The following is a 12597-nucleotide window of genomic DNA, read 5'->3' on the forward strand; positions in this document are numbered from 1 at the left end:
CGGGCGCCAGCTCCCGCATCGGCGTGAACGGTCCCGGGCGTCCCTCGGGGTCCTTCAGGACGACGTTGGCGGCCACCGCGTCGTGCCCCTCGCGGAACACGGTGGCCGTCACCTCGAACGTCTCGCCCACGACGGCCTTGGCCGGCCGCCGGCCGCAGTCGACGGACGGCCGGACGTCCCGTACCGGGATACGGCCGATGGCCCGGGTCGTCTTCATGGGTCTGCACCTCCGCCGTGCTCGACGCCGGGCCGGCGCCCGGTCGTGGGGACCAAACTGCGGCGGGAAGGCCCTTACCTTCCCGCCGGGGAGCGCCGCTGGGTGGTCGGCGGGCCCCGCCTGACCGAGGTGGCCGGACAGGGCCGGTCGTTCTGTTCCTGCAGATAGGTGACGAGGGTCGTGCGCAGGTACCGTTCGGCGGCGTCCGCCGCCTCCCGCGCGCAGCGCTTGCCCATCAGGACGCAGAGGGTGTAGCCGGAGTCCTCGAAGGTGGCCCGTACGGTGCGGTCGGCCGGCGCGGCGAGCATCGCGCGTTCCCAGGCCCGGTAGCGACGCAACTGCCGGGCAACTTCGGCTCTGGCGGGTAGCAGCATGGCGCCGTTCACCTTTCCGTGGCTCGATGGGGGCGCGTTGTCCCGACGGTCGGGCGGCGGCCGTGCGCACAACGGCACGGATCCGTAACGGCGATCGAGGTCTTCACACATGGTGCACGGGTGACGACCCAACGTCTTGTTGGCTTTTCAATCATTCGTGGCGCGTTCGGGTGCAGGCGGGCCCGCCCCGGCCGTGCGCTCGTGTTGCACGAATGGACCAACCCCCTCACGCTGAAGGTGACTCAGAAGCGATGACCGCTTACGTTCCGTGTTCGGGGCTCGTCCCGCGGGGGCGAGGAGGGACGTGAGCTTCGCGGTGAGGAGCCAACGACCATGAAGACCGCAGTGCCCCGCTACTACCACCTCGATGTGGAAGTCAGCCCGGAAAGGGTGGGACAGGTCAGCCGCATACTGGCCGCTCACCTCCGGTTCTGGGACCTCGAGAACCTGATGGAGCCCGTCTGCAGCGGTGCCGAGATGCTGCTGCGGGCCATCGACGAGCACGCCACCGACAAGAACACGTCGATCGAGATGTGGTGGAACGGCCAGCACCTCATCACCGCCATCGGGGACAACAACCGCGCCCTGCGCCCCGACCAGGAACTGCGCGGCTGCCTGCAGCACATCGCGGCGAGCAGCGACGGCTGGGGCTGCTGCGCCACCGAGACCGGCAGCAAGGTCATCTGGTTCTCCCAGCGCGCCCGCGCCGGCGAACGCGTCCCGCTGGTGCCGACCGCCCCCGACCCGCGCGAGAGCGAGGGCCTGGACGTGCCCCGCGAGGTGTCCGTCGCCCAGCTGACCGGCCGGGTCCGCACGCCGAACGGTGTCCTGGAGGAGGCCCGGTGACCCGGCCGCGGAACCGGAAAGGGGCGCCCGTGTGGAGCGGGCGCCCCTACCCGCTGGGTGCGGCCTTCGACGGGGAGGGCACCAACTTCGCCCTGTTCAGCGAGGTCGCCGAACGCGTCGATCTGGTCCTGGTGGACGACGACGGCCACCACGGCACGGTCCGGCTCACCGAGGTCGACGGCTTCGTCTGGCACGGCTACCTCCCCGGCGTCGGCCCCGGGCAGCGCTACGGCTACCGGGTGCACGGACCGTGGGCCCCGGCGGCCGGTCACCGCTGCAACCCGGCGAAACTGCTCCTCGACCCCTACGCCACGGCCGTGGACGGCCAGATCGACAACCACCCCTCGCTCCACGAGCGCGACCCCGACGGCCCGGACCCGGCCGACAGCGCCGGGCACACCATGCTCGGCGTGGTGACCGACCCGGCCTTCGACTGGGGCGACGACGCCCGGCCCTGCCGCCCGTACGCCGACACCGTGATCTACGAGGCGCACGTCAAGGGCCTGACCCGCACCCATCCCGAGGTCCCCGAGGAGCTCCGCGGCACGTACGCCGGGCTCGCCCACCCCGCGGTCGTCGAGCACCTGACCTCGCTGGGCGTCACCGCGGTGGAGCTGATGCCGGTGCACCAGTTCGTCCAGGACGGCGTGCTGCAGGGCCGCGGCCTGGCCAACTACTGGGGCTACAACACCATCGGCTTCTTCGCCCCGCACAACGCCTACTCCGCCCACGGCACCCGGGGGCAGCAGGTCACCGAGTTCAAGGAGATGGTGAAGGCCCTGCACGCGGCCGGGCTCGAAGTGATCCTGGACGTCGTCTACAACCACACCGCCGAGGGCAACGAGAAGGGCCCCACGCTCTCCTTCCGGGGCATCGACAACTCCTCGTACTACCGCCTGGTGGACGGCGACTGGTCGCACTACTACGACACCACCGGCACCGGGAACAGCCTGCTGATGCGCCATCCGTACGTGCTCCAGCTGATCATGGACTCGCTGCGGTACTGGGTCACCGAGATGCACGTCGACGGCTTCCGCTTCGACCTCGCGGCCACCCTGGCACGGCAGTTCCACGAGGTGGACCGGCTGTCGGCGTTCTTCGACCTGATCCAGCAGGACCCGGTGATCAGCCGCGTCAAGCTGATCGCGGAGCCCTGGGACGTGGGCGAGGGCGGCTACCAGGTGGGCAACTTCCCGCCGCTGTGGTCGGAGTGGAACGGCAAGTACCGCGACGCCGTACGGGACTTCTGGCGCGGCGAGGACCACACCCTCGCCGAGTTCGCGTCCCGGCTGACCGGCTCCTCCGACCTGTACGCGCACAGCAGGCGCCGGCCGCGCGCCAGCGTCAACTTCGTCACCGCGCACGACGGTTTCACGCTGCGCGACCTCGTCTCGTACAACGACAAGCACAACGAGGCCAACGGGGAGGGCAACCAGGACGGCGAGAGCACCAACCGGTCCTGGAACTGCGGCGTGGAGGGCGACACCGACGACCCGGCCGTGCTCGAGCTGCGCGCCCGCCAGCAGCGCAACTTCCTCGCCACGCTGCTGCTGTCGCAGGGCATCCCCATGCTCTCCCACGGCGACGAACTGGGCCGCACCCAGCGCGGCAACAACAACGCCTACTGCCAGGACAACGAGACCTCCTGGATCGACTGGCGGCTGACCGGCGAACAGCGCGAGCTGCTGGACTTCACCCGGCGCGTCATCGCCCTGCGCACCGCCCACCCCGTGCTGCGCCGGCGCCGCTTCTTCCGCGGCGAGACCGTGCGGCACGCGGACCAGCCGCTGCCCGACCTGGTGTGGCTGCTGCCGGACGCGCAGGAGATGACCGACGAGGACTGGCAGCGCTCCGACGCCCACTCGGTCGGCGTCTTCCTCAACGGCGACGCCATCGCCGAACCCGGCCCGCGCGGCCGGCCGCTGGTCGACGACTCCTTCCTGCTGCTGCTCAACAGCCACTGGGAGGCGGTCGACTTCCGCCTGCCCGACGCCACCTACGGTGAGCGCTGGACGGCGCTGATCGACACGGCCGATCCGGAGGGCGCCCCCGACGAGTCCGAGTACAAGGCCGGCACGGTCCTCACCGTGGGCCCGCGCAGCCTGGCACTCCTGTCCCGCCCGTCGCGCCTGTCCCGCACGGACACGGAACGGTGACCGGCCGCGGTTCGGCCGGGGAGGCGCGCCCGGGTCAGCGCTCGCGGCGCGAGGTCACGGTGAACTGGGCGCCCTCGTTGTCGCGCAGGACGGCCTCGTCGTCGGTGAGGGACAGCACGCTGCCGCCGTGCCGCTCGGCCGTGCGGGCGCAGGCGGCCACGTCCTTCACGGCGAAGTGGACCTGCCAGTGGGGCCGGATCCGGGGATCGGGAGCCGACTCCACCGCCCCCGACTCGATGCGCGCCACCAGGTCCCCGCCGCTGCGCAGCACCACCTCTTCGCCCTCGTACTGAACCTCGCAGCACCCGGGCTGGTCGGACGCCCAGTCGAAGACCTCGCCGTAGAAGATGGCGGCGTCGAACGCGTCACGGGTGTGCAGCCTGATGAAGGCCGGCTGCGCGCGGCGCCAGGTGGGCCAGTCGGTGAACAGCTCGCCCTCCCAGACGCCGAACGTCGCCCCGTCGCGGTCGGCCAGCAGCGCCGCGCGCCCGGGAGCCAGGGAGATCGGGCCGACCGCCAGGGTGCCGCCGCGCTCCTGCACCCGCGCCACGGCCTCGTCGGCGCTGCGCACGGCGAAGTACGGCGTCCACGCCACCGCCATCTGCCACATGGTGGCGACCCCCGCGATGCCGGCCACCGGCGCGCCGTCGGCCAGGGCGATCCGGAACCGGTCGCCGAGGCGGACCGGCCGCCACTGCCAGCCGAGCACGGCCCCGTAGAACTCCTCGGTCGTCTTTATGTCGCGGCTGGTCAGACTCACCCAGCAGGGCGCCCCGAACACGGAGTGTGTCGAGAAGACGTCCGTCGTGCCGGCGGGGGAGGGCGGGTTGTGGTTCATGGCGGTCGCGTCCTGATCTCTTCGGGCCTGGTGTCCACCGGAATGCCCCCAGTGTCCGCCCTGTTCCGGTCCAGGCGCCTGCCGAGTACCCCGGCGGGGGTGCCGAAACGGTGCCCCGGGCCGCCCTCGGCCCATCCCGGTGGCACGGAGCGGGACGAGTGGCGACGATGGATGGATCGGACACTGGGTGAAGGCACTCAAGCACGATGCGAAGGCACCAGGAGAGCGGCACACCGGACCCGGAGGTGACCATGCCCACGGACGGGGGTTCGGACCGGATCCTCCAGCTGGAGGAGGAAGTACAGCAGCTGAAGGACGCGGTCGTCTCGCACGCGGTGGTGGACCAGGCGATCGGCATGATCGTCGCGATCGGGCGGGTCTCGCCCGACCAGGGGTGGACGGTGTTGAAGGAGGTGTCCCAGCACACGAACATCAAGCTCCGCAACATCGCCGAGATGATCCTCGTCTGGGGACGCACCGGACTCATGCCGGCCGAGGTACGGGCGGTGCTGGAGGACGTGCTGGACCGGTCCGGACCGACCCAGATCCCGGGTGCGCCGCCGGAGCGCTGATCCGCCCGGCGGCGCCGCCCCGGTCAGCCGGTCTCGGTCAGCAGCTCCTCGCGCAGCTGGGCGAAGCAGCTGCTGAGCAGCCGGGAGACGTGCATCTGCGAGATGCCGAGCTGCTCGGCGATGGTGCTCTGCGTCATCCCCCGGAAGAACCGCAGATAGAGGATGACCCGCTCGCGCTCCGGGAGCGCCTCGAGGCAGGGCCGGACCGCCACCCGGTCGACGACCGTGTCGAACGCCGGGTCCGGCCCGCCGACCGCGTCCCCGAGGGCGTAGCCGTCCGTGCCGGGCATCTCCGCCTCCAGCGACAGCGTGGAGAAGCACTCCAGCGCCTCCATGCCGGTGCGCACCTCGCTCTCCGTCAGCCGGGCGTACTCGGCGATCTCGGGGACCGTGGGGGCCCGCCCCTCGGTGGTCTGCGCCAGCTCCCGGACCGCGTACCGCACGCGGTTGCGCAGGTCCTGCACCCGGCGCGGGACGTGCAGGGTCCACATGTGGTCACGGAAGTGGCGCTTGATCTCCCCGGTGATGGTCGGCACGGCGTACGCCTCGAAGGCGTTGCCGCGCGCCGGGTTGTAGTGGTCGACGGCCTTGACCAGGCCGAGGGCCGCCACCTGGTACAGATCCTCCAGAGCCTCACCGCGTCCCCGGAAACGGACGGCGATCCGCTCGGCCATGGGCAGCCAGGCCTCGACCAGCTCGTCGCGCAGCATCTTGCGCTCGGGCCCTTCGGGCAGCCGGGCCAGGCGTGCGAAGTCCCCGGCGGTGTCGGGGGCGTCGTCGTGGGGGTGCGGCTTCGTGGGACTGCCGGTACGCATGAGGCGCACCTCCCTGAGCAGGTGCCGGGTGGACAGACACCGCGGGAAGCGCTGACTCGGACCACGGCGGGCACGGGGCCGGCGAGCCGGTTCCCACGGACGTGCCTCCTGTCCGAAGCACTGAGTTTTCTTTTCCCGTGCGCCGCCATTGTGAAACGGTTTCCCGAATTCGATGGACCGGCATTCCGCGGGGTGCACGTTCCGAAATCGAGGGAATTCATGGCGTGAATTCCCGGCGGGCGGCGCGCGCGGCCGGGCCGCGTCCGCCCCGCGGCGAGCCGGACCGCTCCCTCGGCCCGCCGGTGATCACGGCGCCGGACGTGATGTGCGGCACGCCGTCGCGGTGGGCGGGACGGCCGGTCCGGGGGATTCCTCCAGCGCAGCGCTTGATCACCGATCAGATACGGGCGAACTGCCTGACCACGGCGCATTCCGCTCATTTGACAGTGCCCTGAGCCCACAGATAGGAAGCAGCCACGGAAGTCGAGAGGTGCGCTGTGTACGAGCCGAACGTGGTCGGGGACTGGCAGGAGTACGACGAGCATGCCGGTCTGCGGGTCCGCGTCCACCGCCTGGAGGCGGGCGAGCCGCCGCGCGGACGGGACGACGCCGCCGAGGGGCTGACGTATTTCAGTGTCCGCGTGACCGTCGAGAACCGCGGCGACAGGGCCGTGGGAATTCATCTCGAGGACGGTCAGGTCGACGTACGGATCGGCCCCGACGGGGAGAGCGCCTTCATCGACTGGCGCAACTCGCAGTTCATCGAGGGCTTCGACGTCTACCCGCTGCGCCGCGCCACCGCCGTGCTCTACGCGGCCGGCCCCGAGGCGGCCCTGAGCCATGTCGACGTCCAGGTGCAGTTGCGGGTGGACGAGGAGTGGACCGGACGCCGGCTGTGGGCGGGCCGCGTCGGTGTGCACGAGAGTGCGGCCGGGACCCCCGTGGGCGCGTGCCGGGACAGCCTCGCGCACCAGGTGAGCGCCTTCCTGCAGGAGCAGACGGAGGAGGGCACCGCCTGAGCCGGCGTCAGTGCGGGATGCCGTCGATGATCTCGCGGGCGCCCTGACGCAGCAGGGCCACGGCGACCGACGTGCCGAGCGTGGCCGGGTCGAGGCGGCCGGCCCACTCGTGCGCGTTCAGACGGGTCTTGCCGTCCGGGGTGAAGACACAGGCCCGCAGGGACAGTTCGCCGCTCCGGTCCACGCGCGCGTACCCGGCGATCGGGCTGTTGCAGTGCCCCTGCAGCACGTGCAGGAACATGCGTTCGGCGGTGGCCTCCCGGTGGGTGTCCGGGTGGCCCAGGGCGCTGATCGCGTCGATGAGGTCGGTGTCGTCCTCGCGGCACTGCAGCGCGAGGACGCCCGCGCCGATGGGCGGCATCATCGCCTCGGGGGAGAGGACCTCGCTGATCACCTCGCTGCGGCCGATGCGCTCCAGGCCGGAGACCGCGAGCAGCAGGGCGTCCGTCTCCCCGGCCGCGAGCTTCGCCAGCCGCCGGTTGGCGTTGCCGCGCAGCGGTACGCACCGCAGGTGCGGGTGGGTGGCGGCCAGTTGGGCGACCCGGCGCACCGACGAGGTGCCGATCCGGGTGCCGGCCGGGAGCTCGTCCAGGGTGAGTCCGTCCGGGTGCACGAGGGCGTCCCGGACGTCGTCCCGCTTCAGGAAGGCGGCGAACACCGTGCCCGCCGGGAGCGGCCGGTCGGCGGGCACGTCCTTGAGGCAGTGCACCGCGACATCCGCCTCACCGGCCAGCAGCGCGGCGTCCACCTCCTTGGTGAAGGCGCCCTTGCCCTCCACCTTCGACAGATCGCCCAGCCACTTGTCCCCGGTCGTCCGCACGGGCACGACCTCGGTGCGCACACCGGGACGGGCGGCCGCCAACTCGGCCCGGACCCGGTCCACCTGGGCGAGCGCCATGGGCGAGTCGCGGGAGACGATGCGGATCGGTTCGGGTGACGACATGCCGACACGATAGACCCTCCCGCCGCTCCGCACCGGACGGCCGGGAAACGCGCCCGGCGTCCGAGCCGGTCCGGGAGCCCGGGGAGCGGGCCGTCCGGGCTCCCGGTGCGGGCGCGGTCAGGCGTTCGGGTCGAACGGGATGCCCGCGGGCTTGGCGGCGGCGAGGTGGGAGGCGAAACTCCCGTCCTTGAGACCGAAGTTGGCGCTGCCGAAGTCGTAGGAGACGAGCTTGTCCCGCACTCCGGCCGGGTAGCCGTTCCAGCCGACCAGCGTCGGGTACTGCCAGCTGCCCTCGTGGTTCTCCGGCGGCTCGTCGCCCGGTCCCGCGAGGCGGAAGCAGTGCGTGCTGACGCCGTCCTTGTGGTACACGATCTTCGGATGCGTGCCGTCGAAGCGGACCGCCGAGCGCGCGTGGATCGAGAACGAACCGTGGTTGGACGTCGAGACGTACTGCACCGTGTTGTCCCGCACCCACACCACGACGTGTTCCCAGTCGTGGCGGTGGCCGCCGAGGCTGGTGCCCGGCAGCGCCTGGTCCTTCTCGAAGTACAGGGCGTAGACGATGGCGCACCAGCCGTTGTTGCACGCGGAACGCGCGTAGCCGTTGGTGTTGTCCAGGTCCGAGGCGTCACGGCAGTTGCCGTTGAGGGCGCCGGTCGGCTTGAGGCCGGTGTTGACGGCGCCGTCCGGGCCGATCGCCGGTGTGGGGTAGCAGCCGTCGGTGTCGTAGTCGTAGGCGGGCTGGAACGTCCGCTCCAGCACGTCGGCGTTGGCCGGCAGGGCGGGCGGCGGTGCGGCGAAGGCGGTGGCGGGGAAGGCGACGACGAGGGCGACCGCTCCGGCGAGGCCGGTCAGCCATCTCCTGCGGTGCGTGCGGAACGTGCTCGACGACACTGCGTCCTCCTCTTGGCTCGGGCGCAGCCCAACGGCTGTGGGGGGCAAGGGAGTTCAGCATCCCGGTTGCGTACCTCCACGCCAAGGGGCCCCAGGCGTACCGGTGGTGAAGCCCGGCCCAACAGTCGACGAGGCCGGTGCCGGATCGCACCGGGCCGTCCCGGAATGCCGGTTGCCGGCCCGCTCTGCCGGGGGTGTGCGCCGGGCCCGTGCGGCCGTGTGCGTCCGGGGCGGCACCTCGCCGTTCAGGGGCTCGGGCGCGTCACCGAGTGCGGTGGCCGACGGCGGGAGCCCGGGACGAGCGCCCGGGACGCGTGCCCGCGATGTCGTGCCCGGACCGGGTGCGGCACGATGCCGCAGCCTCGGGGAGGCGGGCCGCCGAGGCGGGCCGTCGCGCGCCGGTCCTCACGCGCTCGCCCGCGGGCCGGGAGGCGCGTTCCGCGATTGATTGAGTTACGCAATGAGATGGTAAAGTGAGGGCATGTCCACACCCCCGCTCCCCGACGCGCCCGCCTCCGCGGAAGTGGTCGAGATCGAGCGTGCGCTCAGCCGCATCACCTATCTGATCTCGCGCGCCCGGCGGCACGAGCGGCTGACGGCCCTGGCGGGTGTGCAGCTGGACCGCGCCGCCGTCGCGCTGCTGCGGCAGATGGCCGACGCCGAGCCGATGCGGCCGGGGGAGCTGGCCGCCCGGCTGGGGGTGGAGGCCTCGCACGTCACCCGCACGGTGCAGCAGCTGCAGAAGTCCGGCCACGTCACCCGCGTCCCGGATCCCGACGACCGCCGCGCCCAGCGCATCGAGCTGACCGAGGCCGGCCGGCAGGCCATCGCCCGGATCCGCGAGACCGGGGCCCGGGCCATGCAGGTGGCGCTGGCCGACTGGTCGCCCGAGGACCTGAGGCGGCTCGCCACCCTCTTCCACCGCATGGTCGACGACTTCCTCGCCCACTCCGTCGACGAGGGGGCGGAACCCGCCCGGACCCCCTGACGCCGACGTCTCATCGCGCGTCCGCTTCCCGCACCTTCGTCGGGCCGGGGCCCGGGACGGGCTCACGCGGCCCCCGCGGTCCGTACGGCGGGAGGCGGCCCGGCGGCGGGGCGATCGGCGGAAGCGGGCGGTGCGCGGCGAGGTCGCGCCGGTCGCGGCCTGCTGCTGGTGGCCCAGCTCACCCAGCGCTGGGGCAGCCGCCAGACCGGCGGCGGCAAGACGATCTGGGCGGAACAGCCACTGCCGGACGGGTGATCCGCCGACCGCCGTTCACGCCCCGTCGCCGGCCGCGGCGACCTGGGCGAGGGCGCGCCCGGACCGCACCGACCGCGCCCGTCGCGGATCGGGAGCATCACGGCTCCCGGCCGTCCGGACGAGGAGTCACGGCTCCTCCTCGCCGCCCTCGCCCCCACCGCGGGAGCGGATGAGGGCGTACGTGCCGCGCGGCTTCGACCCGTTCAGCCGGACCGGTCAGAACTCCTCGTGCACCTCCGGGTCCCCGCCGATCCGCCGGTGGGCGCGGTCGGCGACGGTCCGCATCTGGGCGGCGTCCAGCTCGAACCCGAAGACGTCGAGGTTCGCGCGCTGCCGCTCGGGGTCCGACGACTTGGGGACGGGGAGCGCGCCGAGCTGGACGTGCCAGCGCAGCACCGCCTGGGCCGGGGTGACCCCGTGGGCCTCCGCGACGGCGGCGACGGCCAGGTCGTCCAGGAGCTGCGAGCCCCGGCCGAGCGGGCTCCAGCTCTCGGTGAGCACGCCCTTGTCCGCGTGGTAGGCCCGCAGCTCCTCCTGGGGGAAGAAGGGGTGCAGCTCGATCTGATTGACCGAGGGCAGCACCCCGGTCTCCTTCTCCAGCCGCTCGATGTGGGCGGGCGTGAAGTTGGAGACGCCGATCGACCGGACGAGCCCGTCGTCGCGCAGCTTGATCATGGCCTTCCAGGAGTCGACGTACCGGTCGACCCGGGGGAGCGGCCAGTGGATCAGATAGAGGTCGACGTACTCCAGGCCGAGCCGGGCGCGGGACTCCTCGAAGGAGGCGAGGGTCTCCTCGTAGCCGTGGTGCCGGCCCGGGAGCTTCGTCGTCACGACGATCTCCTCGCGCGGGACGCCGGCGCGGGCCACGGCACGGCCGACGCCGGTCTCGTTGCGGTAGTTGGCCGCCGTGTCGACGAGGCGGTACCCCGTCTCCAGGGCCGTGGTCACCGCACGCTCCGCCTCGGCGTCGTCCATCGGCCAGGTGCCCAGGCCCAGGGCGGGGAGCGTCGTGCCGTCGTTGAGGGTGTGGGTCGGGATGCTGATCACGACGAGACCTTCCCGTTGACAGTGTCGTGTGCCCAGCCTCGGGGACGCGGTGGGCAATGATCAACCGGGCGGACGGGCGGACGGACCGGCCTCCCGGCGACGGCGCCCTGTCGCCACGGAACCGTATCGCTGCCACGATCTTCCCGGGAAGCCGGTCCGTACGAGGGCCGTACGGGCGACGACGGAGCGGACGGAGCGGACGCGCATGACGACGGACAGGGGCCGCGTGGCGGACGGGGAGCGGGCCGCGGCGGTGGAGGTGCGTCCGGTCGCCGGGCACATCGGCGCCGAGGTCACCGGTGTCGACCTCGCCGGTGAGCTCGACGACGCCGTGGTCGCCGCGATCAGGGCGGCGGTGCTGCGCTGGAAGGTGGTGTTCTTCCGCGGGCAGCGACTCGACCACGCCGGACACGTGGCGCTGGCGCGCCGGTTCGGCGAACCGGTCGTGCTGCCCCGGCGCGGGAAGGCGTCCCCGCCGGACTTCCCCGAGATCGAGACGACCGCCGACCGGCTGGAGCTCGGCGGGCGGTTCGGCATGGAGCACGACGAATGGCTGCGGCGCCGGCGCCACACCCTCCTGCGCGGCTGGCACTGCGACCACGGCGCCCGCGTCGACCCGCCCGCCGCGACGATCCTGCGCGCCGAGACCGTTCCGCCCTACGGCGGCGACACCACCTGGTCGAATCTGGCCGCGGCCTACGCCGGGCTGTCCGCCCCGGTACGGGAGTTCGCCGACCGGCTGCGCGCCGAGCACCGGCTGGGGGTCGGCTACCAGTCCCGGCCGGGCGACGACGCCTATGCGCGCCACCTGCTGGACCATCAGACCGCCTCCGAGCACCCGCTGGTGCGCGTCCACCCGGAGACCGGCGAGCGGGTGCTGTTCGTCAACGGCTACTACGTCGAGCAGATCTCCGGCCTGTCCCGGCCGGAGAGCGCGTCCGTCCTCCGGATGCTGCTGGAGCAGGCGACCAGGCCCGAGTACACCGTGCGGTTCCGCTGGGAGCCGGGCAGCGTGGCGTTCTGGGACAACCGGGCCACCATCCACCTGGCGCCGGGCGACACCGCCCACCTCGACCACCCGCGGATCATGCACCGGGTGATGCTCGCCGGCGACGTGCCGGTCGGCGTCGACGGCCGCCCCTCGAAGCCGCTCGTCGGCACCGCACCGGGACACTGGTGACCGGCCGGCTGTCCCGGTGAACCGCCGCCGTACCCGGGGGAGCCGGGGGGGAGGGGGCGGAAGGCGCGTCGCAACGGGCCGAGCGGCGCCGTCCGGTGGCGCTCGGCCGCCTCCCTGCCGTACACGCTCCTTGCCGTACACGGCCGTGCCGGACCGGGGGCAGCCGTGCCCGGCGCCGGGGTGCGCCTCGCAGCGGTGCCGGACACCGGCCGCGGTCAGGGCCCGCTCCGGGCGCTCGATCCGCCCCTCGGGCAGCGACGGGTCCCGGCCGGCGTGGCCGGAGTACGGCTCGGCGGTGACCCGGTCGGCCACCGGATGCGGACCGTCCGGCGCGTCGGCCGCCGGCCGGCTCCCGGGGCCCGGCCGCCGAGGACACGCTCCGGCGTCCCGCATCGCCCGCCCGGACTCAGTCGCCGCACGACCGGCCGGAGCCGGCGGAGGTTCCCGGACGGG

At 72.9% G+C, this 12597-nt stretch carries 13 protein-coding genes and 1 pseudogene; 6 read left to right on the plus strand and 8 right to left on the minus strand.

Annotation, left to right across the window (positions count from 1 at the left end; all coding sequences use genetic code 11):
- Both RIM90_RS21315 and RIM90_RS21320 read right to left on the minus strand, forming a co-directional pair.
- Positions 1 to 217 (minus strand): maltotransferase domain-containing protein (locus RIM90_RS21315; protein ID WP_309062344.1); only part of this gene is annotated, 217 nt, incomplete at its 3' end.
- Positions 218 to 291: 74 nt separating this feature from the next.
- The gene (locus RIM90_RS21320; protein ID WP_309062345.1) at positions 292 to 591 is read right to left on the minus strand and encodes a DUF5133 domain-containing protein; all 300 of its coding nucleotides are present in this window, start codon (positions 589 to 591) and stop codon (positions 292 to 294) included.
- A 333-nt stretch (positions 592 to 924) separates the two neighbouring features.
- On the opposite strand from RIM90_RS21320, the gene RIM90_RS21325 reads away from it, so the two are divergent.
- Together RIM90_RS21325 and glgX are read left to right on the plus strand one after the other, a co-directional pair.
- Positions 925 to 1437 (plus strand): pep a2, encoded by a 513-nt coding sequence (locus tag RIM90_RS21325; RefSeq protein ID WP_309062346.1) that lies wholly within the window; start codon positions 925 to 927, stop codon positions 1435 to 1437.
- Positions 1434 to 3593, plus strand: a complete 2160-nt coding sequence (gene glgX / locus RIM90_RS21330; protein WP_309062347.1) for a glycogen debranching protein GlgX — start codon at positions 1434 to 1436, stop codon at positions 3591 to 3593. Before RIM90_RS21325 ends, glgX begins: the two co-directional genes overlap by 4 nt.
- Before the next feature lie 34 nt (positions 3594 to 3627).
- On the opposite strand, the gene RIM90_RS21335 is transcribed toward glgX, so the two are convergent.
- Entirely contained in the window at positions 3628 to 4431 is an 804-nt protein-coding gene (locus RIM90_RS21335; RefSeq protein ID WP_309062348.1) for a VOC family protein, read from the minus strand.
- 206 nt (positions 4432 to 4637) lie between these two features.
- Here RIM90_RS21335 and RIM90_RS21340 point away from each other — a divergent pair, with 206 nt between their 5' ends.
- Complete coding sequence (locus tag RIM90_RS21340; protein ID WP_375165510.1) at positions 4638 to 5003, plus strand: ANTAR domain-containing protein; 366 nt, start codon at positions 4638 to 4640, stop codon at positions 5001 to 5003.
- A gap of 23 nt (positions 5004 to 5026) precedes the next feature.
- Here RIM90_RS21340 and RIM90_RS21345 read toward each other — a convergent pair whose 3' ends face one another.
- On the minus strand, positions 5027 to 5818 hold the full coding sequence (locus RIM90_RS21345) for an RNA polymerase sigma factor SigF (protein WP_309062349.1): 792 nt from the start codon (positions 5816 to 5818) through the stop codon (positions 5027 to 5029).
- Between the two features lie 497 nt (positions 5819 to 6315).
- Between RIM90_RS21345 and RIM90_RS21350 the strand changes: the two genes are divergently transcribed.
- Entirely contained in the window at positions 6316 to 6837 is a 522-nt protein-coding gene (locus tag RIM90_RS21350; protein WP_309062350.1) for a hypothetical protein, read from the plus strand.
- Between the two features lie 7 nt (positions 6838 to 6844).
- Here RIM90_RS21350 and hemC read toward each other — a convergent pair whose 3' ends face one another.
- Positions 6845 to 7780 carry a hydroxymethylbilane synthase gene (gene hemC / locus RIM90_RS21355; RefSeq protein ID WP_309062351.1) on the minus strand — a complete coding sequence of 312 codons (936 nt, stop codon included), beginning with the start codon at positions 7778 to 7780 and terminating at the stop codon, positions 6845 to 6847.
- A gap of 117 nt (positions 7781 to 7897) precedes the next feature.
- A complete protein-coding gene (locus tag RIM90_RS21360) occupies positions 7898 to 8674 on the minus strand; it encodes an NPP1 family protein (protein ID WP_309062352.1) in 777 nt (258 codons plus the stop codon).
- Between the two features lie 481 nt (positions 8675 to 9155).
- Between RIM90_RS21360 and RIM90_RS21365 the strand changes: the two genes are divergently transcribed.
- On the plus strand, positions 9156 to 9662 hold the full coding sequence (locus tag RIM90_RS21365; RefSeq protein ID WP_309062353.1) for a MarR family transcriptional regulator: 507 nt from the start codon (positions 9156 to 9158) through the stop codon (positions 9660 to 9662).
- Positions 9663 to 9932: 270 nt separating this feature from the next.
- Here RIM90_RS21365 and RIM90_RS31600 read toward each other — a convergent pair.
- Together RIM90_RS31600 and RIM90_RS21370 are read right to left on the minus strand one after the other, a co-directional pair.
- Positions 9933 to 10127, minus strand: a pseudogene (locus tag RIM90_RS31600) (3'-phosphoesterase); the annotation flags it as partial.
- A gap of 6 nt (positions 10128 to 10133) precedes the next feature.
- On the minus strand, positions 10134 to 10964 hold the full coding sequence (locus tag RIM90_RS21370) for an aldo/keto reductase (RefSeq protein WP_309062354.1): 831 nt from the start codon (positions 10962 to 10964) through the stop codon (positions 10134 to 10136).
- 205 nt (positions 10965 to 11169) lie between these two features.
- Between RIM90_RS21370 and RIM90_RS21375 the strand changes: the two genes are divergently transcribed.
- Positions 11170 to 12144, plus strand: a complete 975-nt coding sequence (locus RIM90_RS21375; protein WP_309062355.1) for a TauD/TfdA family dioxygenase — start codon at positions 11170 to 11172, stop codon at positions 12142 to 12144.
- The last annotated feature ends 453 nt before the right edge of the window (positions 12145 to 12597 follow it).

Origin of the sequence: Streptomyces sp. (assembly GCF_031181555.1) — a bacterium.
GTDB lineage: Bacteria > Actinomycetota > Actinomycetes > Streptomycetales > Streptomycetaceae > Streptomyces > Streptomyces fimbriatus.